This is a genomic window from Mesorhizobium sp. LNHC221B00 (assembly GCF_000502935.1).
Lineage (GTDB): Bacteria > Pseudomonadota > Alphaproteobacteria > Rhizobiales > Rhizobiaceae > Mesorhizobium > Mesorhizobium opportunistum.
The window spans coordinates 306,501-329,874 of the sequence record NZ_AYWR01000004.1; the positions used below are offsets into that span (position 1 = coordinate 306,501).

Annotated in this window: 19 protein-coding genes, 3 pseudogenes and 1 riboswitch; of the genes and pseudogenes, 12 read left to right on the forward strand and 10 right to left on the reverse strand. The window is 64.5% G+C overall.

Going from position 1 to position 23,374, the window contains the following annotated elements; all coding sequences use genetic code 11:
- Positions 1 to 71: 71 nt before the first annotated feature.
- Positions 72 to 1,222: pseudogene (locus tag X741_RS01000000166400) on the forward strand (citrate synthase).
- A 19-nt stretch (positions 1,223 to 1,241) separates the two neighbouring features.
- Here the strand turns inward: X741_RS01000000166400 and phaR are convergent.
- Together phaR and X741_RS1000000169645 are read right to left on the reverse strand one after the other, a co-directional pair.
- A complete protein-coding gene (gene phaR, locus X741_RS158550; protein ID WP_013892569.1) occupies positions 1,242 to 1,850 on the reverse strand; it encodes a polyhydroxyalkanoate synthesis repressor PhaR in 609 nt (202 codons plus the stop codon).
- A gap of 81 nt (positions 1,851 to 1,931) precedes the next feature.
- Complete coding sequence (locus X741_RS1000000169645; protein ID WP_156937858.1) at positions 1,932 to 2,159, reverse strand: hypothetical protein; 228 nt, start codon at positions 2,157 to 2,159, stop codon at positions 1,932 to 1,934.
- On the opposite strand from X741_RS1000000169645, the gene X741_RS158545 reads away from it, so the two are divergent.
- The 6 genes and pseudogenes from X741_RS158545 to X741_RS158525 all read left to right on the forward strand — a co-directional run bounded on the left by X741_RS158545 (position 2,146) and on the right by X741_RS158525 (position 10,296).
- Positions 2,146 to 3,324, forward strand: coding sequence for an acetyl-CoA C-acetyltransferase (locus X741_RS158545; protein ID WP_023776971.1), 1,179 nt, complete (start codon positions 2,146 to 2,148; stop codon positions 3,322 to 3,324). The two genes, X741_RS1000000169645 and X741_RS158545, sit on opposite strands and share 14 nt — an antisense overlap.
- Positions 3,325 to 3,452: 128 nt before the next feature.
- Positions 3,453 to 4,178, forward strand: coding sequence for an acetoacetyl-CoA reductase (phbB, locus tag X741_RS158540; RefSeq protein ID WP_023776972.1), 726 nt, complete (start codon positions 3,453 to 3,455; stop codon positions 4,176 to 4,178).
- 725 nt (positions 4,179 to 4,903) lie between these two features.
- A pseudogene (locus X741_RS01000000166405) lies at positions 4,904 to 8,339 on the forward strand (helicase-related protein).
- Positions 8,340 to 8,366: 27 nt separating this feature from the next.
- Positions 8,367 to 8,753 (forward strand): RNA-binding S4 domain-containing protein, encoded by a 387-nt coding sequence (locus tag X741_RS158535; RefSeq protein ID WP_023776973.1) that lies wholly within the window; start codon positions 8,367 to 8,369, stop codon positions 8,751 to 8,753.
- 254 nt (positions 8,754 to 9,007) lie between these two features.
- Positions 9,008 to 9,346, forward strand: a complete 339-nt coding sequence (gene fdxA / locus X741_RS158530; RefSeq protein ID WP_013892564.1) for a ferredoxin FdxA — start codon at positions 9,008 to 9,010, stop codon at positions 9,344 to 9,346.
- A 368-nt stretch (positions 9,347 to 9,714) separates the two neighbouring features.
- Positions 9,715 to 10,296, forward strand: coding sequence for a CarD family transcriptional regulator (locus X741_RS158525; protein WP_010911999.1), 582 nt, complete (start codon positions 9,715 to 9,717; stop codon positions 10,294 to 10,296).
- A gap of 156 nt (positions 10,297 to 10,452) precedes the next feature.
- Here X741_RS158525 and X741_RS158520 read toward each other — a convergent pair whose 3' ends face one another.
- From X741_RS158520 to X741_RS158510, 3 genes are all read right to left on the reverse strand, one after another.
- Positions 10,453 to 11,220 (reverse strand): amino acid ABC transporter ATP-binding protein, encoded by a 768-nt coding sequence (locus tag X741_RS158520; RefSeq protein ID WP_023776975.1) that lies wholly within the window; start codon positions 11,218 to 11,220, stop codon positions 10,453 to 10,455.
- Positions 11,217 to 11,897: an amino acid ABC transporter permease gene (locus X741_RS158515; protein ID WP_013892562.1), complete on the reverse strand. Its 681-nt coding sequence runs from the start codon at positions 11,895 to 11,897 to the stop codon at positions 11,217 to 11,219. Before X741_RS158515 ends, X741_RS158520 begins: the two co-directional genes overlap by 4 nt.
- 118 nt (positions 11,898 to 12,015) lie before the next feature.
- Positions 12,016 to 12,789 (reverse strand): amino acid ABC transporter substrate-binding protein, encoded by a 774-nt coding sequence (locus X741_RS158510; protein ID WP_013892561.1) that lies wholly within the window; start codon positions 12,787 to 12,789, stop codon positions 12,016 to 12,018.
- A 322-nt stretch (positions 12,790 to 13,111) separates the two neighbouring features.
- Here X741_RS158510 and X741_RS158505 point away from each other — a divergent pair, with 322 nt between their 5' ends.
- On the forward strand, positions 13,112 to 13,975 hold the full coding sequence (locus X741_RS158505) for an RNA polymerase factor sigma-32 (protein ID WP_023769392.1): 864 nt from the start codon (positions 13,112 to 13,114) through the stop codon (positions 13,973 to 13,975).
- Between the two features lie 15 nt (positions 13,976 to 13,990).
- On the opposite strand, the gene X741_RS158500 is transcribed toward X741_RS158505, so the two are convergent.
- The 4 genes from X741_RS158500 to thiB form a co-directional block, all read right to left on the reverse strand.
- Positions 13,991 to 15,397 (reverse strand): M48 family metalloprotease, encoded by a 1,407-nt coding sequence (locus tag X741_RS158500; RefSeq protein ID WP_224686885.1) that lies wholly within the window; start codon positions 15,395 to 15,397, stop codon positions 13,991 to 13,993.
- A 319-nt stretch (positions 15,398 to 15,716) separates the two neighbouring features.
- Positions 15,717 to 16,535 carry a thiamine ABC transporter ATP-binding protein gene (gene thiQ / locus X741_RS158495; protein ID WP_051410425.1) on the reverse strand — a complete coding sequence of 273 codons (819 nt, stop codon included), beginning with the start codon at positions 16,533 to 16,535 and terminating at the stop codon, positions 15,717 to 15,719.
- Positions 16,528 to 18,153 carry a thiamine/thiamine pyrophosphate ABC transporter permease gene (thiP, locus tag X741_RS158490; RefSeq protein ID WP_023776978.1) on the reverse strand — a complete coding sequence of 542 codons (1,626 nt, stop codon included), beginning with the start codon at positions 18,151 to 18,153 and terminating at the stop codon, positions 16,528 to 16,530. The genes thiQ and thiP overlap by 8 nt, the downstream gene beginning before the upstream one ends.
- A gap of 251 nt (positions 18,154 to 18,404) precedes the next feature.
- On the reverse strand, positions 18,405 to 19,403 hold the full coding sequence (gene thiB / locus X741_RS158485; RefSeq protein ID WP_023776979.1) for a thiamine ABC transporter substrate binding subunit: 999 nt from the start codon (positions 19,401 to 19,403) through the stop codon (positions 18,405 to 18,407).
- A gap of 43 nt (positions 19,404 to 19,446) precedes the next feature.
- Positions 19,447 to 19,561, reverse strand: a riboswitch (TPP riboswitch).
- Positions 19,562 to 19,648: 87 nt separating this feature from the next.
- Between thiB and X741_RS158480 the strand changes: the two genes are divergently transcribed.
- The 4 genes from X741_RS158480 to X741_RS158465 all read left to right on the forward strand — a co-directional run bounded on the left by X741_RS158480 (position 19,649) and on the right by X741_RS158465 (position 22,735).
- Positions 19,649 to 20,293 carry a thiamine diphosphokinase gene (locus X741_RS158480; RefSeq protein ID WP_023776980.1) on the forward strand — a complete coding sequence of 215 codons (645 nt, stop codon included), beginning with the start codon at positions 19,649 to 19,651 and terminating at the stop codon, positions 20,291 to 20,293.
- 1 nt (position 20,294) lies between these two features.
- On the forward strand, positions 20,295 to 22,115 hold the full coding sequence (locus X741_RS158475; protein ID WP_023776981.1) for an ABC-F family ATP-binding cassette domain-containing protein: 1,821 nt from the start codon (positions 20,295 to 20,297) through the stop codon (positions 22,113 to 22,115).
- Between the two features lie 78 nt (positions 22,116 to 22,193).
- Complete coding sequence (locus X741_RS158470; protein WP_023776982.1) at positions 22,194 to 22,436, forward strand: type II toxin-antitoxin system CcdA family antitoxin; 243 nt, start codon at positions 22,194 to 22,196, stop codon at positions 22,434 to 22,436.
- Positions 22,436 to 22,735, forward strand: coding sequence for a CcdB family protein (locus X741_RS158465; protein WP_023776983.1), 300 nt, complete (start codon positions 22,436 to 22,438; stop codon positions 22,733 to 22,735). Before X741_RS158470 ends, X741_RS158465 begins: the two co-directional genes overlap by 1 nt.
- A gap of 26 nt (positions 22,736 to 22,761) precedes the next feature.
- Here the strand turns inward: X741_RS158465 and X741_RS158460 are convergent.
- Positions 22,762 to 23,374, reverse strand: a pseudogene (locus tag X741_RS158460) (hypothetical protein); the annotation flags it as partial.

Genomic DNA, 23,374 nt, shown 5'->3' on the forward strand with positions numbered 1-23,374 from the left:
TTTGCGCATGGGAGATAAGGGTGGGCGACACAGGCATCAATCTTGATCAACAGAATCAATGTCAGGCTCACATGTCCGAATGGTTGTCACGGGAAGAGGCGCTGGAACGGCTCAAGGTGCGGCCGCAGACGCTCTACGCCTATGTCAGCCGCGGGCGCATCGGCATGCGGCCCGACCGTGCCGATCCGCGCCGCAGCCAGTACCGCGCCGACGATGTGGCGGCGCTGGCGACGCGAAGGGCGCGCGGACGCAGCCCCTCGGCCATCGCCGAAAGCGCCATCGCCTGGGGCGAGCCGTCGATCGCAACGGCGATCTCGACCGTTTGGCATGGTAGGCTCGTCTATCGGGGTCGGGACGCCGTTGCGCTCTGCGAACATGCCACGCTGGAGNGCTGGAGGAAACTGCCGCCCTGCTTTGGGCCCGGCCAGAACCGGTGAGTTTCGAAGCGCAGGCGTCGGATGCCTCCGGCCAGCTTGGCCGGGTCCCGGCCTTCGCGCACCTTGCCACGCTTGCCGGCCAGGGGCGGCCCTCGCTTGGACGCAGCGCCGCCTCGCTCTGCGCCGATGCCGCGCGCGCGATCGGCGTGCTGGCCGGCGCCATTGGTGCCTCGCCGGGATCCGACCCGTTGCATCGGCGATTGGCCCGGGGCTGGTCGGTGGATGATGGCGGTGCGGAAGCAATCCGGCGCGCCCTTGTGCTGCTCGCCGACCACGAACTCAACGCATCGACCTTCGCCGCCCGCGTCGCGGCCTCGACCGGAGCCTCGCCTGCCGCTTGCCTGCTGGCGGGCCTGGCAACGCTTTCCGGCCCCCGGCACGGTGGCGCCAGCGAAGCGGTGATGCAACTTGCCGACGATGCGGCACGGCACGGCGCCGATGCCACGATCCGGCGCTGGCTCGGCCACGACCTGCCGCTGCCGGGCTTCGGCCATCCGCTTTATCCCGAGGGCGATCCTCGCGCCACGGCACTATTGGCGGCCATCGACGACACCGACGAGACCTTGCGATCGCTGGAAACCGCCGCCATGGCCGCGACCGGCGCTTCAGCGAATATCGATTTCGCCCTGGCCGTGCTGACGCGCAGTCTTGGCTTGCCCCGCGATGCGCCATTCCATTTGTTCGCACTCGGACGCAGCGTCGGCTGGGCCGCGCACGTGGTCGAACAGATCGTGAGCGGCAGCATCATCAGGCCGCGCGGCCGCTATGAGGGATTGCTGCCGTAGATTGCGTGAATGACAGCGCTCACGACATCGTGTCGAGCTTGCGCTGCATGGCAGCGATCTGGTCCTTGAGCTGCTGCAGGTCGTCGGGCTTCTCCGGCGCTTCCTTCCTGGCCGGCTCGGCGGGAGCCGCGGCAGGCGCCGAGCCCGCGGGCGGGAATGGTGTGAACAGCCGCATCGCGTTCTGGAACATTTCCATGTTGCGGCGCGTCTGTTCTTCCAGCGCCTTGATCGGGGTCGCCATCTTCATCACGTCGAGCGGCGACTTGCCGATGGCGCCTTTCATCTGCTCGCGGAAGCGCTCCTGCTCCTTGGAAAAGGCGATCATCGACTGTTCGAGGAAGCTCGGCACGATCATCTGCATCTGGTCGCCATAAAAGGCGATCAGCTGGCGCAGGAACGGGATCGGCAGCATGTTCTGCCCGTCCTTGTTCTCCAGTTCGAAGATGATCTGGGTCAGCACCGGATGCGTGATGTCATCGCCGGTCTTGGCGTCCTGGACGGTGAACTCCTCGCCCTTCTTGACCATCTCGGCCAGATCCTCGAGCGTCACATAGGTGCTCGTCCCCGTATTGTAGAGGCGGCGATTGGCGTATTTCTTGATAACAATCGGATCGTCTTTTGCGGCCATCTGCATCCTCCCCGGACACCGGCGCGCCTGAGTAAGCGGCCGGTAACGATTGCGCCCTTTTTAAGGATATGCGCAAAAGCCTCATAATTCCAAGCAGTTTGTGCAGTGCGGGATCATATATTGCTGCATAGCAGGCAAAATATTTTGCGCAGCAGCGCCCGCCCTGCCGTCACGCCGATGCGCGGCCTGCTTGCGGCGCATGGGCGCCATGCCCATTTCCGGTTTGACTTGGGATTGGGAAAGGGCAAGAAAAGTCCTCAACGGCAGAACAAACTCATGAAGTCTGGAGAAGAAAATGTCCGCTTCCATAGTCATTGCCAGCGCCGCGCGTACCGCGGTCGGCTCCTTCAACGGCGCCTTTGCCGCCACTCCGGCGCATGAGCTAGGCGCTGTTGTCGTCAGGGAATTGCTGGCCCGCGCCGGTGTCGAAGCGGCCGAGGTCGACGAGGTCATCCTCGGTCAGGTGCTGACTGCGGCTCAGGGCCAGAACCCGGCCCGCCAGGCTTCGATCATGGCCGGCCTGCCGAAGGAAACCACAGCCTGGAGCCTCAACCAGGTTTGCGGCTCGGGCCTGCGCGCCATCGCGCTCGGCATGCAGCAGATCGCCACCGGCGACGCCAAGGTGATCGTTGCCGGCGGCCAGGAATCGATGTCGATGTCGCCGCACGCCCAGCACCTGCGCGCCGGCGTCAAGATGGGCGACTACAAGATGATCGACACCATGATCAAGGACGGGCTATGGGATGCCTTCAACGGCTATCACATGGGCAACACCGCCGAAAACGTCGCCCGCCAGTTCCAGATCACGCGTGAAGACCAGGACCATTTCGCGCTCGCCTCGCAGAACAAGGCCGAGGCCGCCCAGAAGGCCGGCAAGTTCAAGGACGAGATCGTCGCTTTCACCATCAAGGGCAAGAAGGGCGACACCATTGTCGACCAGGATGAGTATATCCGCCACGGCGCGACGCTCGATGCCATGACCAAGCTGAGGCCGGCCTTCGACAAGGACGGCACGGTGACCGCCGCCAACGCGTCCGGCATCAATGACGGAGCCGCTGGCGCGCTGCTGATGAGCGAGGCGGAAGCCGCCAGGCGCGGCATCACTCCGCTGGCGCGCATCGCATCCTGGGCAACGGCCGGCGTCGATCCGGCGATCATGGGCACTGGACCCATTCCCGCCTCGCGCAAGGCCTTGGAAAAGGCCGGCTGGTCGGTCGGCGATCTCGACCTCGTCGAGGCCAACGAGGCGTTTGCCGCGCAGGCCTGCGCCGTGAACAAGGACATGGGCTGGGATCCTTCGATCGTCAACGTCAATGGCGGCGCCATCGCCATCGGCCACCCGATCGGTGCATCCGGCGCCCGCGTCTTCAACACGCTGGTCTTCGAGATGCGCCGCCGTGGCGCCAAGAAGGGCCTGGCCACCCTGTGCATCGGCGGCGGCATGGGCGTCGCCATGTGCGTGGAAGCGCTCTAACAAAGAGAAGTGACTAGCGAATAGGGAGCAGCCAATAGGGAAGAATGGCGTCAGCGCGACGGGACATTTGATCCCTACTCGCTATTCGCTACTCCCTATTCGCTCTCCCGACCAAAGGGAGGGAGCGCATGACCAAGGTTGCAATCGTCACGGGTGGATCGCGCGGCATCGGCGCCGCGATTTCGATCGCATTGAAAAACGCCGGCTATTCGGTTGCCGCGAACTACGCCGGCAACGACGAGGCGGCGGCGAAGTTCAAGGCCGAGACCGGCATTCCGGTCTACAAATGGTCGGTCGCCGACTATGATGCCTGTGCCGTCGGCATCAGACAGGTCGAGGCCGATCTCGGCCCGGTCTCGGTGCTGGTCAACAATGCCGGCATCACCCGCGACGCCATGTTCCACAAATTGACGCGCGAGCAGTGGAAAGAGGTCATCGACACCAATCTGTCCGGTGTTTTCAACATGACGCACCCGCTGTGGAGCGGCATGCGCGACCGCAAGTTCGGCCGCGTCATCACCATCTCCTCGATCAATGGCCAGAAGGGCCAGGCCGGCCAGGTCAACTATTCGGCAGCCAAGGCCGGTGACATCGGTTTCAGCAAGGCCCTCGCTCAGGAGGGGGCTCGCGCGGGCATCACCGTCAACGTCATCTGCCCCGGCTACATCGCCACCGAGATGGTCAAGGCGATCGACGAGAAGGTGCTCAACGAGCGCATCATCCCGCAGATCCCCGTCGGCCGCCTCGGCGAACCGGAAGAGATCGCGCGCTGTGTCGTTTTCCTGGCTTCGCAGGATGCCGGCTTCATCACTGGTTCGACCCTCACCGCGAATGGCGGTCAGTATTTCACCTGAGGCGATGGTTTCAGCGAGACAAGCTGGGACAACGAAAACCCGGGCGGACCGGGAAACCGGTCCGTTTTTCGTTGATATGCTGTCGCAGCAAAATGCCTCGTTCCAGCACGATGATCCAATCCGGCACGCAAAGGTTAATGGCGGCAGCGGCATCTGTGCAAAACCCGTCGCCAGGCCTGTGGATTCTCGGTGGATAAGCTGTTCACAACACAAGATATTGGGAGAACAAAAGGGGAAAGTACCGTCGGCGCTGTTTTGTCGCCGATTCGTTCCGGCTTTGAGCGGAAGTTAACATTAACGGCCCGAAATCATCCGCAATGCTTTAACGATCAATTCAGAAAGATTAACAATCCCATAACCTTGAGTGGGGCGGATCGAGCCGCTCTCCTCATTTGCCGGCAAAGATTAACGACGGAGGCCACCTAGCATAAAACGGGCCAGTTCAACGATTCAGCATGTGGTGAGACTCATCGTCACAAAATCCATATGTAGCCGTGAACAAAAGCTGAATCTGACGGAGTCAGCGATTCGTCGCCGATTCGTTCCAGACTCGTTCCAACTCTTAATCCGCAACCGATCGGGAGCTTGACAAAGGCGCCTTCGAGCCGACGGTGGAACATTCCGCTTTCGCTTCGCGCCCGAAATCCCTATGTGTCGCCTGTCATACGCGCCGTCCAGGGCACGCTCCCGACAATGAGAGGCCAGAAAGCCCTATTTCCGAGCCGATGAACATCCAGCCGAAACACACCAAGCCGCTGATCCTGTCGGGCCGCGACGTGACCGCCGTGCTTGGGCCGACCAACACCGGCAAGACCCATCTCGCCATCGAGCGCATGGTGGCGCATGAGACCGGCATCATCGGCCTGCCGCTTCGGCTGCTGGCGCGGGAGGTCTACACCCGCGTCTGCGAAAAGGTCGGAGCCCACAAGGTGGCGCTGATCACCGGCGAGGAGAGGATCCAGCCGAAAGGCGCTAAATATTCGGTCTGCACCGTCGAGGCCATGCCGCGCGAGACCGATGCCGCCTTCGTCGCCATANCAGACGTGTGCTCTTCCGATCTCGGCCACATCTTCACCGATCGTATCCTGCATCTGCGCGGCCGCCAGGAGACGTTGCTGCTTGGCGCGGCCACCATGCATGGCATCCTGCAGCGGCTGCTGAAGGGCGTCTCGGTGGTGACCCGGCCGCGGCTGTCGCATCTCGCCTATGCCGGCTCCAAGAAGCTGACCCGGCTGCCGCGTCGCACCGCGATCGTCGCCTTCTCCGCCGATGAGGTCTATGCCATCGCCGAGTTGATCCGCCGCCAGCAAGGTGGCGCCGCCGTCGTGCTCGGCGCGCTGTCGCCGCGCACCCGCAACGCTCAGGTGGCGCTGTTCCAGTCCGGCGATGTCGACTATCTCGTCGCCACCGATGCTATCGGCATGGGTCTCAACCTCGATCTCGACCATGTCGCCTTTGCCCAGAACCGAAAGTTCGACGGCTACCAGTACCGCAATTTGACGGCGGCCGAGCTTGGCCAGATCGCCGGCCGCGCCGGCCGGCATCTGCGCGACGGCACCTTTGGCGTCACCGGCCAGGTCGATCCGCTCGACGAAGAACTGGTCAAGAAGATCGAGGGCCATGAATTCGATCCGGTGAAGGTGCTGCAGTGGCGCACCGCACGTTTCGACTTCGCCAGCCTCGACGCGCTGAAGCGCTCGATCGAGACCAACGCCCCGGTCGAGGGCCTGACGCGCGCGCTGCCGGCGGTCGACGCACAGGCGCTCGAATATCTGTCGCGCGACGGCGACATCCGCGCGCTGGCCACCGATGCCAGGCGCGTGGCGCTGCTGTGGGAGGCCTGCGCGCTCCCCGACTACCGCAAGATCGCGCCGGCCCAGCATGCCGACCTCATCGCCTCGATCTACATGGACCTCGCCCGGCATGGCCATGTCGACGAGAATTACATGGCCGAGCAGGTACGCCGCGCCGACACCACCGAGGGCGACATCGACACGCTGTCGCACCGCATTGCCCAGATCCGCACCTGGACATTCGTGTCGAACCGGCCCGGCTGGCTGGCCGATCAGGCACACTGGCAGGAAAAGACGCGCGAAATCGAAGACAGATTGTCGGATGCGCTGCATGAGCGGTTGACGAAACGCTTCGTAGACCGCAGGACTTCCGTCCTCATGCGGCGCCTTAGAGAAAATACCATGCCTGAAGCCGAAATCAGTCCTACCGGAACCGTCCTTGTCGAAGGCCATCATGTCGGCGAGCTGCAAGGGTTCCGCTTCACCGCCGACCAGACGGCCGGTGGCGAAGACGCCAAAGCCGTGCGCACCGCCGCGCAAAAGGCGCTGGCCGCCGAATTCGAGGCGCGCGCCGAACGCTTCGGCGCCTGCGCCAACGGCGACCTTGCGCTTGGTTCGGACGGCACGCTGCGCTGGATAGGCGCACCGATCGGCACGCTGGTTTCAGGCGAGGACGCGCTGAAGCCGCGCCTGGTGCTGCTGGCCGACGAACAGTTGACCGGCCCGGCGCGCGACAAGGTCGCCGCGCGTGCCGAACGGTTCGTCAATTTCCAGATCGAAACGCTGCTGAAGCCACTGGTCGATCTGAAGAATGCCGACCAGATTTCCGGCATCGGCCGTGGCATCGCCTTCCAGCTCGTCGAGAACTTCGGCCTCATCAACCGCCGCGACATCGCCGAGGAGATGAAGTCGCTCGACCAGGAAGGCCGTGCGGCATTGCGCCGGCTTGGCGTGCGCTTCGGCGCCTACCATGTCTTCGTGCCGGCGCTGATCAAGCCGGCACCGGCCGGACTGGTGACCTTGCTGTGGGCGCTGAAGAACGACGGCAAGGACAAGCCCGGCTTTGGCGACGTGGTCCACGCGCTGGCATCGGGCCGCACCTCGGTGGTCATCGATCCGGCCTTCGACAAGGCCTTCTACAAGCTTGCCGGCTACCGCAATCTTGGCCGCCGCGCCGTGCGCATCGATATTCTGGAGCGGCTGGNGGCTGGCGGACCTGATCCGTCCGGCGACCAACTGGAAGCCCGGCCTTGGCCAGCGGCCGGACGGCGCCTATGACGGCCAATCCTTCATGGTGACGCCGCCGATGATGTCGATCCTCGGCGCGACCGCCGACGACATGGAAGAGATCCTGAAGGGCCTCGGCTACCGCGCCGAGCCCAAGCCGGCGGCCGAGGTCAAGGCACGGCTGGAGGCGCAGGACAATGCCGCGCGCGAAGCGGCAGCCGCCAAGCTCGCGGCGGAAGAGGCCGCACGCGCCGAACAGGCCAAGGCAGCCGAAGCCGCCGCAACAAATGCAGCCGCCGAAGCCGCGGTCGAAGATTCTAAGCCGGCGGCGGTCGAAGCTCCGGCCGAAGCCATTGCGCAAACAGCCGCAGAACCTGTCGCGGAAGAGCCAACCGAAGCTCCCGCCGAAGTTACGGAAGAGGTTCCTGCAATAGCGGAAGCCATCGCTGACGTCGCTGTCACCGAAAGCGCCGACGCCCTCACCTCCCCCTCGATGGGGGAGGTCGCGGCGCGAAGCGACGCGGGTGGGGGTGATGGCGCCGACGACGCATTTAGAGCTGATGAATCCCTTGCAGGCGGTGCTGACGGTACTGGCGCTCCCCCCACCCCGGCGCTGCGCGCCGACCCTCCCCACGAGGGGGAGGGTGAGGCCAGCGAGCCCGCCGAAGCCGAGGCACCCAAGCCGATCCTGTTGTGGCGTCAAGGCCGTTTCGACCAGCGCCCCCGTCATCAGGAGGGCCGCAACAATCGCCAGCGCAACGGCCAGGCGCGCGGCCGAGGCAATGCACCGGCCGATGCCGTCGGCGCCCAGCCGACAGGCACGCCAGGCGAGCGCCCGGCCCATGAAGGCCGCCGCGACGGCGCCGGCAAACCGCGCTTCGACCGCTCGAAGTTCAAGCCCAAGCCGCAGGGCGAAGGTGAACAGCGCCGCGACGGCCGCCCGCAAGGCGAGCGTCCAGAACGCCGCGACGGCCGGCCCGACTGGAAGGGCGGCAGGCCCGAAGGCAAGGGCGGTCGCCCCGATCAGGGAAGCGCGAAACCCGTCTTCCAACCAAAGCCGCGCGAGGAACGCCCGGTCCGCTTCGATCCGGACTCACCCTTCGCCAAGCTCGCCGCCTTGCGCGACCAGCTGAAGAAGTAGGCCCCTAGACCAAGAGATAGCGCTTCGATGGTTGCTGAAGGCCGCCAGCGCATTGACAAATGGCTCTTCTTCTCGCGGGCCGTGAAATCGCGCTCGCTGGCGGCGAAGCTGGTGGTCGCCGGCCGCGTGCGTATCAATCGCGACAAAGCAGCGCAGGCCTCGGATCTGGTCAAGCCGGGCGACGTGCTGACCATCACGCTCGACCGGCGCATTTTCGTCTGGAAGGTGCTCGGCGCCGGTGTGCGGCGCGGCCCGGCCGAAGAGGCCCGTACCCTCTACGAGGACATGTCGCCGCCGCCCACGCCGAAGGCCGACAGCGTGCCCGATGCCATCCCGGCGCTGCGCGAGGCCGGCAGCGGCCGCCCGACCAAACGGGAGCGCCGCCAGACCGACCGCTTGCTCGGCGAAGATTGAGGCTTGTCGCCCAAGAGGTTGTGACCAAGCGCGCCTGCTATCGTTTTGGCACGGCGACAGACGCCAGACGGAAACCGGACCCGGCAAACAGGAGACCAAATGCCCTTCTGCGCCCGGCGTGCTGGAATTTCATTCCGGAAACGCCGATGCCGCTGGGCATGGCTGCCCTTGCAAGCGACGGACAAAGGCGTTACCTCACGGAAAAAGCCCAACAAAACTGGCCCAATAGAGCTGGGACGTCCCGGAGCCGACCGATGACCTATGTCGTGACCGACAACTGCATCAAATGCAAATACATGGATTGCATCGAGGTCTGTCCGGTCGACTGTTTCTACGAAGGCGAGAACATGCTCGTCATTCATCCCGACGAGTGCATCGATTGCGGCGTCTGCGAGCCGGAATGCCCCGCCGACGCGATCAAGCCCGACACCGAGTCGGGCCTCGACAAATGGCTGCAGATCAACACCGAATACGCCGAGAAATGGCCTAACATCACCGCCAAGAAGGAGCCGCCGGCCGACGCTAAAACCTTCGACGGCGAGGCTGGCAAATTCGAGAAATACTTCTCCGCCGAGCCCGGCGAAGGCGATTGACAAGCCGGCCGCGAAGGCCGGTATTACCCAAGGTAAGAGCCATGCCGCATTGATCGTCTTGACAGGCGGCATGGACCTGTGGCCTTCGCTTACGCAGCAAAACCTTGATTCTTCCGACTTTTTGTGTTACATCAGCCAAACATGCCGGTGACACACGTCGATTTATGGCGCAGACGCCCCAAATCACTGAAAGGTGAAAATCCCATTCCGGACCAGAGCGATCTGGGCCAGGCGGTCGCAATCTGTGCGGTTTGCCGGTCCGGCTTTTCCGATGGGTTCATCTGTTGTGCGGCTAAGGATCGGGTCCCCCGATCGCACGAGTTCGGGCCGGCAGGACGCCGGCACCACAACAAGGAGTTCACGGCGTAATGGCTACGATCACCCCGCAGAAGAAGTCCACCGGCGCGCGTCATGGTTTCAAGACCGGTGAGTACATTGTCTATCCGGCGCACGGCGTCGGCCAGATCGTGTCGATCGATGAGCAGGAAGTGGCCGGTCACAAGCTGGAACTGTTCGTCATCGACTTCCAGAAGGACAAGATGCGCCTGAAGGTGCCGGTCGCCAAGGCGACCTCCATCGGCATGCGCAAGCTCTCGGAAGAGGATTATGTCGAGCGCGCGCTGAAGGTCGTTCAGGGCCGCGCCCGCGTCAAGCGCACCATGTGGTCGCGTCGCGCCCAGGAATATGATGCCAAGATCAATTCGGGCGACTTGATCTCGATCTCCGAAGTCGTGCGCGACCTCTACCGTGCCGACAATCAGCCGGAGCAGTCCTATTCCGAACGCCAGCTCTATGAGGCGGCGCTCGACCGCATGGCCCGCGAGATCGCGGCCGTCAACCGCATGTCGGAAACCGAAGCCGTGCGCCTGATCGAGGTCAATCTCAACAAGGGCCCTAAGCGCGGCGCCAAGGCCGACAACGAGGAAGCCGAGCAGGAAGAAGCTGCCTGAGCCTTTGAATCTTCGAGTTCTGAAAAACCCGGCCTCGCGCCGGGTTTTTGCTTACCCCCCCTTGTGGGGAGGGTCGCTGCAAAGCAGCGGGGTGGGGGGCAGCGCCTACCCTCCGGACCTTCGGTCCGACCTCCCACAAGGGGGGAAGTAGAAGACTCACCCCTTAGCCTCGTTCTCCGCCTCCTGCTTCAGCGTCGCGATGAACCGCTTGGTCCGTTCGCGCTCCGGATTGCCGAACAGCACTGCAGACGGCCCCTTCTCGACGATAATTCCGGCATCGAGGAAGACCACTTCCTGGGCGATCTTGGAGGCGAGGCGCAGGTCATGCGTCGCCATCACCATGGTCGTGCCCTCGCTGGCGAGCTTGCCAAGCACGTCGACCACCTCCTGTGCCAATTCCGGATCGAGCGCCGAGGTCGGCTCATCGCAGAGCAGCACTTTCGGCGACGGCGCCAGTGCCCGGGCAATGGCCACGCGCTGCTGCTGGCCGCCCGACAGCGTCGCCGGCCACGCATCGGCCTTGTGCACCATGCCGACCTTCTCCAGCAGCGCCAGCGCCCGCTCGCGCGCCCTCTGCGGCGACCATTTCAGCACCGTCACCAGGCCTTCCATGACATTCTCGATCGCGGTGCGGTGCGGAAACAGCTGGAAATTCTGGAACACCATGCCGGTCTGCAGGCGCAGGCGCCTGATATCGGCGGTCGCCACCTTGATGCCCGGGCGGAATTCCAGCGTTTCGTCGCCGATGCGCACCGTGCCCGATGTCGGGATCTCCAGAAGGTTGATGCAGCGCAACAGCGTGCTTTTTCCCCCACCCGAAGGGCCGACAAGTGCGGTGACGCTGCCTTCGTCGATGGCGACGGTCACACCCTTCAGCACCAGATTGTCGCCGAAGCGCTTTTCGATGTCGGTGAGGCCGATCATGAGCGTGCCTCCAGGAAGCCGCCATAGCGGTTGAGCCGTTCCTCCAGCCGCGTCTGCAGGGCCGACAGCACCGAGCTCATCGCCAGATATAGGATTGCCGCCTCGACATAGAGGATCAGCGGCTCGTAGGTGGTGGCGACGATGCGCTGCGCCGCCTGGAACATCTCCGGCACGGTGATGGCGGCTGCCAGCGAGGTGTCCTTGACCAGCGAGATGAAGGTATTGGACAGCGGCGGCACCGCGACCCGGCCGGCTTGCGGCAGGATGGTGCGCCGCATCGCCTGGCTCCAGGTCATGCCGATCGAATAGGCGGCTTCCCACTGGCCTTTCGGCACCGAGCCGATGGCGGCGCGGATGATCTCCGACGTGTAGGCGCCGATGTTGAGCGTGAAGCCGATCAGCGCCGCGGTGAAGGCATCAAGCAATATGCCGACCGACGGCAGGCCGTAGAAGATCAGGAACAGCTGCACCAGGAGCGGCGTGCCGCGAAAGATCCAGACATAGAAGCGGACGAGCGCGACCAGCGGCTTGGGTCCGAACAGCCGGCCGAGCGCCGCGCCCAAGCCGACCGTCAGGCCAAGCACGAAGGACAGCAGCGTCAACGGCACGGTGAAGATCAGCGCGGCCCACAGCAGCGAAGGCAGCGACTCCAGCATCAGTTGCAGCCAGTGCGGCACGAAAGACCCTCCAGAATGCTAGACGTCAGCCATATCACGACAAAAGCGGCAAACCGTCAAAGACGGCTCGCCGCTGGATGCATCGCACGGGCCGGCAACCGGCCCATCCCAGGAAAACTTACTTCGAAACGTCCTGGCCGAAATAGGTGTCGGCGATCTTCTGATAGGTGCCGTCCGCCTTGATGTCGGCCAGCGCCTTGTTGATCGCGGCGACCAGCTCGGGATCGCCCTTGCGCACGATGACGCCGGAATAGTCGGCGTTTTCCTCTTGCGCGGCGATCTTCACATTGGCGTCGGGCTTGTGCTTTTTGAAGTCGAGGAACGACAGGCTGTCGTTGATGGTGGCGTCGGCACGGCCGGTCAAAAGCAGCTGGATCGACTGGTCGAAGCCATCGGTGCCGACCAGCTCGGCGCCGTTCGTCTCGGCCAGCTTGCCGAAATTCGAGGTCAGTGACTGCGCCGACTTCTTGCCCTTGAGATCGGCGAAGGTCTTGATGTCGGTGTTGTCGCCGCGCACGATCAGCACCGCCTTGGACGCGATGTAGGGGTCGGAGAAATCATACTTGGCCTTGCGGGCGTCGGTGATGCCGACTTCGTTGATGACGGCATCGTAACGGTTGACGTCGAGGCCGGCGATCAGCCCGTCCCACTTGCCCTCGAGGAACTCGACCTTCACCCCGAGCTTGTCGCCGATCGCCTTGGCGATTTCGACATCGAAGCCGACCAGCGCGCCGGAAGCGTCATGATAGGTGAAGGGTGCGTAAGTGCCTTCCGTGCCCACCTTGATGACCCCGGCCTGCTTGATCTGGTCGAGATTGGCGCCGGCATGGCCCGATGCGACAGCCAGGGCTTGCAGCGTTCCGGCGATGATGAGCGACTTGAGCCATTTCATTTTTCTGTGATCCCGTCCTTGGCCGGCAACCCGGCATGTTGTGAGGGCTGGAAAATGACAGATGCAGGTCGAAAAAATAAGGAACGAGATTTCAAAAATGATGGATTTCTGAAACCGCATTCTCCGAAGGAGACTTATTCGCAGCATCCTGATGGTCCAGGCAACCGCTGCGAAATCGCCCGGATGATACCGCTCGCCTGCCCGCGCGGGCGGAACTTTTCTCGCGCATGGCAGTTTTGGCTGTTCTAGGGCACGACGCCGCGATTTCAACCCGACGCCCTGCCAGTTCGTTATTCGCATCGCCTGAGCCAGGGAGTGCCTCATGATGGAAGACACGGCAGGACGGACCATGGTCCGCGCGGCCATGAAGGCCCCCTACCTGGAGCGTGACGAGGAGCATCGGCTGGCCCTGCTCTGGAAAGAAGACAACGACCAGAACGCTTTGCACAGCATCACCGTCGCCCATATGCGGCTGGTCATTTCCATGGCTTCCAAATTCCGCCATTACGGCCTGCCGCTTGGCGACCTGATCCAGGAAGGCCATGTCGGCCTGCTCGAGGCCGCCGCGCGCTTCGAGCCCGAACGCGAGGTGCGGTTCTCGACCTATGCGACATGGTGGATCCGAGCCTCGATGCAGGACTACATCCTGCGCAATTGGTCGATCGTGCGCGGCGGCACGAGTTCCGCGCAAAAGGCTCTGTTCTTCAATCTCAGGCGCTTGCGTGCCCGCTTGGCAAACGGCGCCGAGCCGCTCTCCAACGAAACCCTGTATCGCGAAGTGTCGGTTGCGCTTGGTGTTTCCGAAGCCGATGTGGCGATGATGGATTCGCGGCTGTCGGCTCCGGATTCCTCGCTCAACGTGCCGCTGGCCGACGATGCGGGCGCCACCGAGCGGATGGATTTCCTGGTCTCGGACGATCCGCTGCCCGATGAGGTCGTCAGCGACCGCATCGATGTCGCGCGCCGCTCCGTCTGGCTGAAAGCGGCTCTCGCCGCCCTCAACGCCCGCGAACTGCGCATCATCGAGGAACGCCGGCTCAGCGACGAGGGTGCGACGCTTGAGGCACTCGGCGAAACGCTCGGCATTTCCAAGGAACGCGTACGGCAGATCGAGGCCCGCGCCATGGAAAAGCTCAAGGTCGCGCTGGTGAAGCAGAATCCGGAGTTCCTGGCGACAGCCGCCTGATCGCGAAGCCGGCTCTTACTTGTCGGTAACGATCTTGACCTTGTCACCGGCCGAAACAGCGGCACCCGGCGACAGCGCATTGAGCACGCGGAACAGGTCGAGCTTGCGGTCGACGCCCACCATCTGCGCGGCGAGCGAGCCCATGGTCTGTCCCGGCTGCACGGTGAGCACGCGGATGTGCAGCGGCTTCAGGGCCGCTTTTTCAGCAGGGCTCAGTATACGGAACGACCCGCTGACCGAGCGTGCCACCGTGTCGAGCGAGGTGCTGGCCGAGGGGGCCGCGGTCAGCAGCCGGTAGACCTGGCCGCCGGCGCGGATCACCGCGATGTCGAACTGCCAGCCTTCGGCGCCGGCATGCGCGGTCGCCGCCTCGTTGCCGTTGATCGTTTCCTGCTTGACGGTGCTGTCGTCGAGACCGGCGACCCAGCCGCTGCGGATGTAGTCGGTCAAGGCGCGGTTCTTGTCGATCGAAACGCCGTCGAAGCGGATGGCTATGTCACCCGGCCCGGTCGCCGTCACCGCTGCCGCGGAATTGTCGATGATGAAGCCATCCGGCACCGTGAATGACACACCGAGGCCCGGATGCAGGAAGGTCTCGCCGCGCACATAGCCTTCCTCCGGCGTATCTCCGTAGAGCAGGCCGTCTATGCCGGCGAGGAAGGAATCGCGGTCGCGCGTGCCGACGCCGGGCGCGCCGAACTGGCGGGCATGGCGCTGCGCCAGGTCGATGCGCTGCGGCGTGTTGGGGTGTGTCGCCAGGAAGTCGAGGCTGGCATCGGTGGCGCCGCTGATCGAGCGGAAATCGGTATAGGCCGACATCGACTGCAGGAACCGGCCGGCGGCGTATGGATCATAGCCGGCTTCGCCAATCGACTTGATGCCGATGGCGTCCGCTTCCAGTTCCTGGTTGCGCGAGAACTGCGCCAGCCTGAGCTTGCCGCGGATCAGTGCTGCCTTGGCGGTCGGGCTGTCGCCGAGCACGTCCGAGACGACCTTGGTCGCCAGGCCTTCCTCGGCCTCCAGCTGCTGGCGTTGCAGGCCGTGGTTGGCGGTGACGTGGCCCATCTCGTGCGCGATGACCGCGGCGAGTTCGGACGAATCGTTTGCCAGCGCCAGCAGGCCGCGCGTGATGTAGAGATAACCGCCCGGCAGCGCGAAGGCGTTGACGTTGGGCGAATTCAAGATGGTGATGCGGTAGGTCTGGGTCGGATTGGCCGACACCACGGTCAGGCTGCCGACCACCTTGGCGACCATGCGCTCGAGCTTGGGATCGGAATATTCCCCGCCATAGGTCGCCAGGATGCGCGGATGCTGCGCCTTGGCCAGTTCGGCGAGTTTGTTGTTGGCGCCGACATTGTCGACCGTGATCGGCCTGTCGGACGGCTGGAAGCCGGATTCCTGGACTGCCGGAGGTGTGAACATCTGGCAGCTTGCGAGCGCCACGGCAAAACCGGCCAGCGCCAGAAAGCGCGCCAGCGGGTTCCATCTTGGTCTGTCAACGCCGATCGCCAGAACGGCTTCCTTTCGGGTCCCGGCGCATGACCGCGAAAATCGGGGGCGATCTTCGGAATTGTCATGCGCAAACAAACTACTACAGCATCCGTCACACGTCCCTCGGGGGCGTGCGGCGGATGCTGTAGGCAAATCACGGCCTGTGCCGGACCAATAGGGCGGACCTAGCCACACTACGTCTGCCATGGCAAGCAAGCGCCACTTCGCCCGAAGCCGGTTTGACCGTAAATTATGTCCGCTTCCGGGCAATATCTCGTGATACGGCATCCCCAGCACCGGCACCGATATAGCGCCGGAACGCCTCGGGACCAGCCCCGGCAAAGAAATCGGCGGCGGAGCCGGTGGCCGCGACGGCGCCATTGTCCAGAAACACTACATTCTGGCCGATCCGGCAGGCATCCTGCGGCTGGTGCGTGACGAACAGCACCGTCATGCCATGGTCGGCATGGACGTGGGCAACCAGATCGAGCATGTCGTCGCGCAAAGCGGGCCCGAGCGAGGCGAAGGGTTCGTCGAGCAGCAGCACCGGACGATCGCGCACCAGCACGCGGGCCAGGGCGACGCGCTGGCGCTCACCGCCAGAGAGTTCGCGCGGTAAGCGTTGTTCCTTGCCGGCAAGGCCGGTGCGCGCAAGCGCGTCGGCAATCGCCGCGCGGTCGGCCTCGGTCAGCCGCAGCGACGGCGAGCGGCCGAGCCCGACATTCTGCTCGACGCTGAGATGAGCGAAAAGGTTGTTTTCCTGGAACACCATCGACACCGGCCGCGCCGCCGGAGGCGCTCCGCCGACATCGGCCCCACCGATCAGCACACGGCCGGAGCGTGGCGTCTCGAACCCGGCGACCAGGTTGAGCAGCGTCGATTTGCCCGAGCCGCTCGGCCCCATAATGGCGGTGATTTCCGCCGCCGCGAACGCGACATCGAAGGCAAGCGGCGCCTCGCCATAGCTGAACGAAACCTTATCCAGCCGCACCGGAACACCTTTCCTGCCAATCGCCCCGTCTTTCCTGCCAATCGCCCCGTCTTTCCTGCCAATCGCCCCGTCAGACATCGCGGGCCATTCCTTTTCCCAGCCGGTCCGCTGCCAGGACCAGCGCCAGGCAAACCAGGCCGAGCAACAGTGCCAGGCCGGCGGCGTCCGCGGTGCGGTAGCTGCCCATGCGCGCCAGCAGAAGGTAGGGCAATGTCTGCACGGAATCACTGCCGAACAGCGCGATGACACCGAGATCGCCAAGCGACAGCGCCATGGCGAAGGCGAAGGCGGTGGCGAGCGGCCGCCGCAGCGACGGCCAGTCGACCAGCCGCAGCCTGGCCCAGCCAGCCATGCCGAGCTGCGCGCAGAGCCGTTCGTGACGCTCGCTGCCCGCATCATAGGCGGGACGGACGGCGCGCAACGCGAAAGGCATCGCCATCACCGCATTGACGGTGACGACCATGATCGGGGCGATGGCGAAGACATCGCCGGCATGGCGCAGCAGCAGGAACCAGCCGGCGCCGATGACGATCGGCGGCACGACCAGGACGAACCCCGCGCCGGTATCGGTGGCGTGTTCGAGCAGCGTCCTTGGCCCAGAGCGGCGGTTCAGCGCCAGCGCCCGGCGCGCCATGGTCAAGGCCAGCGACAGCATCACCGAAAGCAGCGCCGATAGGAAGGCCAGCACCGCACTCGTCAGCGTCGCCTGCCGGACTGCGGCCTCGCCGGCGAGCCGGCCGAGATCGGCGCCAAGCCCGGCGATCACCGTGGCCGCCATCGGTCCGGCAACGAACAGCAGCGCCAGCACGATGAGCGCCGCGTTCAGCCAGGTCTCGGTCCGGTTGACGGAGAGATAACGGCGCGGTGCGACCGGCAGGTTGGTGTCGCCGACGATATTGGTGCCAAGCCGCGTCAGCGTCAGCACCACGATGAAGGTCAAGGCGATCTGCAGCAGCGTCAGCGCGACCGCCCGCGCGGGATCGAAATCGAAGCGCAGCGCCTGATAGATGCCGACTTCCAGCGTCGTCGCGCTTGGTCCGCCGCCGAGCGTCAGCACGATGGTGAAGGAGGTAATGCAGAGCATGAAGACGAGCCCGGCGACGCCGGGCAAGGCGGCGCGCAGCGTCGGCCATTCGATCAGCCGGAACGCCGGCCCCGCGCCCATGCCAAGCTGGCTCGCCAGCCGCCACTGGTCGGCAGGAATGGTCTGCAGTGCCTCGAGGAACAGCCGCGTGCTGAGCGGCAGGTTGAAGAAGACATGGGCGACGAGGATGCCGGACAGGCCGTAAATGCCTGGCCAGCCCTGGCCGCCGACCGCGCCGAACAGGCCGGCGAAATAACCGGCGCGGCCGTAAAGCGCCAGGATCCCGAGCGCCGCGACGATGGCCGGCAACGCCAGCGGCACGGCGAAGAGCTGCAGCATGAAGGCGCGGCCCGGGAAGAGCGGGTGCCGCGACAGCGCACGCGCCACGAACAGCGCCGGCATGACCGACAGAAGTGTCGAAAGGGCGGCCTGCCAGAGCGTGAAGCGCACGACGCGCAGCAGATAGGGATCGAAGGCCGCCCAAGCGCCGGAGAAATCGTCAGCGCCTTCGACGAGCAACCCGGTAAACGCGCCACCGATCAGCAGCGCGATCGCGGAAAGCGCGATGATGCCGGCGCTGACGCGGGGGTCGGTGGGGTGGCGCGTATGCATTTCGCGCTACCCAACACTGTGGTGGGTATCGATCGAAGGAAATACCTGGCGAAGGCCGAGCCCACCCCCCTCTGTCCTGCCGGACATCTCCCCCTCAAGGGGGGAGATTGCGCACGCGGAGGCTTTCGCTATTCTCCAATGCTGCTGGACTTGGCTAGGCGCCAAAACTGCCAATCTCCCCCCTTGAGGGGGAGATGGCCGGCAGGCCAGAGGGGGGCGGCTTGGCGCAAACATCCGACGAGACTTGAACCCTACTTGCTCATCACCGAAAGCCATTCGTCCACCCAGGCCTTGCGGTTGGCGGCGACCTCCTGCGGGCTGAACAGCAAGGTCTTGGTCGGCTTGACCAGTTTGTCGAAGGCCGGGTTGAGCGGCTTGTCGGTCTTGCCGGCGGGGAACATCCAGTTGGTCTCGGGGATAGCGTCCTGGAACTTCGGGCTGGTCATGAAGGCCATGAACTTTGCCGCCAGCGGGTTCTTGGCGCCCGTGGTGGTGATGCCGGCAACCTCGATCTGCAGGTATTCGCCCTCCTCGAAGGACGCCGCCTGGTAGCGCTCGGTCTTCTCGGCGATCATGTGATAGGCCGGCGACGTGGTGTAGGACAGCACCATCGGCGCCTCGCCCTTGGTGAACAGGCCGTAGGCCTCGCTCCAGCCCGGCGTCACCGTCAGCACCTTCGCCTTGAGCTTGGCCCAGGCCTCCGGTGCCTTGTCGCCATAGACCGACTTCACCCACAAAAGCAGGCCGAGACCCGGCGTCGAGGTGCGCGGATCCTGGATGACGATCTTGTCGTCCGCACTGCCTTCGACCAGATCCTTAAGGCTTTTGGGCGGTGTCTTCAGCTTCTGCGTGTCATAGACGACGGCGAAGTAGCCATAGTCGAAGGGGACGAAAGTATCGTCGCTCCAGCCGCCCGGCACATTGACGTCGCTGACCGCGCCATGCGGCGCGAACAGGCCTGTCGCCTTGGCGTCGGCGGTGAGATTGGTGTCGAGGCCGAGCACGATATCGGCCTTGGTCGAGGCCCCTTCGAGCTTGACGCGGTTGAGCAGCGCCACGCCGTCGGCGACCGAGACGAACTCGACATCGCAGCCGCATTCGGCCTCGAATTCCTTCTTCACCACGGGGCCTGGACCCCAGTCGGCGGTGAAGCTTTCATAGGTGTAGACGGTGAGCTTGTCCTTGGCCAAGGCCGGCCCGGACAGCGCCAGAACCGCTGCCGAGACAAGAGAGTATAAAAGCGTGCGCATCGGCGCCTCCTTCGTTCGAGTTGAAAGGAATTGAGGCGTCGGACTGTCCGAAACGTCTAATCCCTCCGCCGGTACAAACCGGATCAGGTTCAGCGGGTTGGCGAGACTGCCTCTCAGCCGGTCCGCGAAGATCGCGTCCGGCACCCCGTTAGAGCGTTTCGACACATAGGCCGGGCCAATGAACCGCGCAAGTGGGAGTTTGCCGCCTTCCGTTTCGCGTGTCGGGCTGGTAAGGGCCACACGATATGAGCACATTCACCATCCTGCTTGGCGGCGATCTCATCCGCACGCCGCGGCTCGACCGCCAGATCGAAGGCTGCCGCGTGATCGCCGCCGACGCCGGCATCGGCCATGCGCGGCTGCTCGGCCTTGTCCCGGAACTCTGGGTGGGTGATTTCGATTCGGTGCCGGCCAATCTGCCTGACGATCTGGCCGCCGTGCCCCGCCAGACCTTTCCGCCGGAGAAGGACAAGACCGATGGCGAACTGGCGATCGCCGCCGCGCTCGCGCGCGGCGCGACCCGGCTGGTGCTGGCAGGCGCTTTCGGCGGCAAACGGGCCGACCATGCTTTCCTGCATCTGTCGCTCGCCCTGCGGCTGGCCGAGACCGGCACCGGAGTGGTGCTGACCAGCGGCGCCCAGGAAGGCGTGCCCTTGCTGTTGGGAAAGGCGGGCTTCGACTATGCCGACGGCACGCTGTTTTCGATCCTCGGCTTTTCAGACCTCGCCGGCCTGACCGTCACCGGCGCCAAATGGCCGCTGAACCATGTCGAGGTGGCCTTCGGTTCATCGCTGACCATCTCCAACGAGGTCAGGGGGGGCCTCGAAATCGCGCTCGGCCATGGCCGCGCGCTGCTGCTCGCTCATCCCTATCCCTTGCCCGAAAGCTGACATGGCCCCGCCTCTTCTCAATCTCGACGGGATTAAACTGACCTTCGGCGGCACGCCGCTGCTCGATGGCGCCGCCTTGACCGCTTCGGCCGGCGACAAGATCGCGCTGGTCGGCCGCAACGGCTCGGGCAAGTCGACGCTGCTCAAGATCGCCGCCGGCCTGATCGAACCGCAGGACGGCGAGGTGTTCCGCCAACCGTCGGCGACGGTGCGCTATCTGCCGCAGATGCCCGACATGGAAGGCTTCGCGACGGTCCGCGCCTATGTCGAGGCAGGCCTCGGCCCCGCCGATGATCCCTACCGCGCCAGCTATCTGATGGAGCATCTCGGCCTGACGGGCGAGGAGCGGCCGAACGATCTGTCCGGCGGCGAGGCCAGGCGCGCCGCCCTTGCCCGCGTCATGGCGCCGGAACCGGACATCCTGCTGCTTGATGAGCCGACCAACCATCTCGATCTGTCGGTCATCGAGTGGCTGGAAGAAGAGCTTGTCCGCACCTCGTCGGCACTCGTCGTCATCTCGCACGACCGCCGTTTCCTCGAACGCGTCTCGCGCGCCACCATCTGGCTCGACCGCGGCCAGACCCGCAGGCTCGACAAGGGTTTTGGCCATTTCGAGGAATGGCGCGATCAGGTGCTGGAAGAGGAAGAGCGCGAGCAGCACAAGCTCGGCCGCCAGATCGTGCGCGAGGAGCACTGGCTGCGCTATGGCGTAACGGCGCGGCGCAAGCGCAACATGCGCCGCCTCGGCGAGTTGCAGACCATGCGCAAGAATTTTCGCGGCCATCGCGGCGCCGAGGGTTCGGCGACCATGGTGGCCAGCGACGCCGCCGAATCCGGCAAGCTGGTGATCGAAGCCAAGAACATCGAGAAGAGTTTTGGCGATCTCACCGTCGTCAAGGGGTTCTCGACCCGCATCCAGCGCGGCGACCGCGTCGGCCTCGTCGGGCCGAACGGCGCCGGCAAGACGACGCTTTTGAAGATGCTGACCGGCGAACTGACGCCGGATGCAGGCTCGGTCCGGCTCGGCACCAATCTCGAAATCGCCACGCTCGACCAGAAGCGCGAAGCGGTCGACCCGCAGGAAACCCTGGCGCAATACCTCACCGATGGGCGCGGCGAAAACCTCGTCATCAATGGCGAGCAGCGCCATGTCGTCTCCTACATGAAGGATTTCCTGTTCAAGCCCGAACAGGCGCGCACGCCGGTGCGCGAACTGTCCGGTGGCGAGCGGGCGCGGCTGATCCTGGCGCGCGTGCTGGCGCGGCCGGCGAACCTCCTGGTGCTCGACGAGCCGACCAACGATCTCGACATGGAGACGCTGGAACTCCTGCAGGAACTGGTCGCCGGTTTCGCCGGAACCGTCATCCTGGTCAGCCACGACCGCGATTTCCTCGACCGCACCGTCACCAGCATCATCGCGCCGGACGGCGGCCGCCGCTGGGTCGAATATGCCGGCGGCTATTCCGACATGCTGGCCCAACGCGGCGGCACGAGGCTCGACGACCGCAAGGCGCGCGCCAAGGCGGAGGTCGGCGATATGCCGGCACCGGGCAAGAGCGAGCCCGTGGCACCGAAGGGGCCGGCGAAGAAGCTGTCGTTCAAGCAGAAATTCGCACTGGAATCGCTCCCCAAGAAAATCGAGGCGGTGACCGCCTCGATCTCGCGGCTTGAAAACAACATCGCCGATCCGGCCTATTACGAGCGCGATCCAGCCTCGTTCCAAAAGACCATCGCCGCCCTCGACAAGGAACGCGCTACGCTGGCCGCACTGGAAGAAGAGTGGCTGGAACTGGAGATGCTGCGCGAGGAAATGGAAGGCTAGGTCTCGCTAACCGCGATTGGTGTTGCTTGCCATGATGCGGGTATGCGCATATATTATGCGCATGTTGCGGAGGTCGCCATGCGAAAGATTGCCTTGAATGCGATCCGTCAGCCAGCAAACCTGTCGATCGATTCGAACCTCATGAGAGAAGCCAAAGGGCTTGACGTCAATGTCTCGCGCGCTGCGGAAGTGGGCATCGCGGAGGCGGTAGCTGCGGAAAAAACGCGGCTGTGGAAACTTGAGAACCGCGCCACAATGGAGGCGTGGAACGACTATGTCGAAAAGAACGGTATTCCGCTGGAAGAATATCGGCAGTTCTGATGGCGCGTTACGACGTCTTTGCCAGTCGCGTCGAGGGCAATTATCTGCTCGACGTTCAATCCGACCTGCTCGACAATTTCAAGACGCGGGTAGTCGTGCCGCTGCTGCCGGTTGCAATGGTGCCACCCCCGATGCGAAAGCTTCATCCTATTTTTGAGATCAGCGGCCGGAAGCTGGTAATGGCGACACACCTGATTGCCACCGTTCCAGCTACTGAATTGAGTGAAAGTCGGCTGAACCTGACGAAGCATCACGACGACATCGTCGCCGCGCTCGACATGCTGTTCCAGGGTTTCTGAACGAAGGCGATCGTTAGGCCGCCCCCTCAACCCGCCGTCTTGGCCTGCCAGGCCTTGATCGCCTCGTCGAACACCTTCTCGCCGGGTATGCCTTTTTCCATGGTCAGCAGCGCCCGCCGTCCGGTCTTGTAGACGACCGGCACGTCGATCCAGTCCTGGCCGCGCAGCAACGTCATGTTGGCGTCCTCGTCGGCCTTGGTGTCGTTGAGCGCGACAAGGAAGAAGCCGTCGGCGATCTTGGCCGGAATGCCGATCAGCGGGCTGCCGGCATCCTGTTCGGAGCTTTTCATGGCGACGCGCAGGATGTTGTCGACGCCGCCGCCTTCGAAGCCGTCGGGCGTCAGGAAGATCATCTCGATGATATGGCTGGCCGGCAGCGTCTGGTCGGTGTTGCGGCGGATGGTCATGCGCAGCTGGATGTCCTTGCCGGGGATGGTCGCTTCGGCGCGGATCGCCGGCTCGGGCGGCAGGTCGCCGCCGGGCGATTCCTGGACCAGCGACCAGACGATGCTGCCGGGCTCGGCCGAACCCTGCGCGGTGCTGGTGCGCTCCTCATAGAAGATCGCCTTTTGGCCAACCGGCACCGCGGCTTGCGTCGCCGGAGCGGCAGCCGCGGGCGGCGTGGCGGCCGCGGGAGCC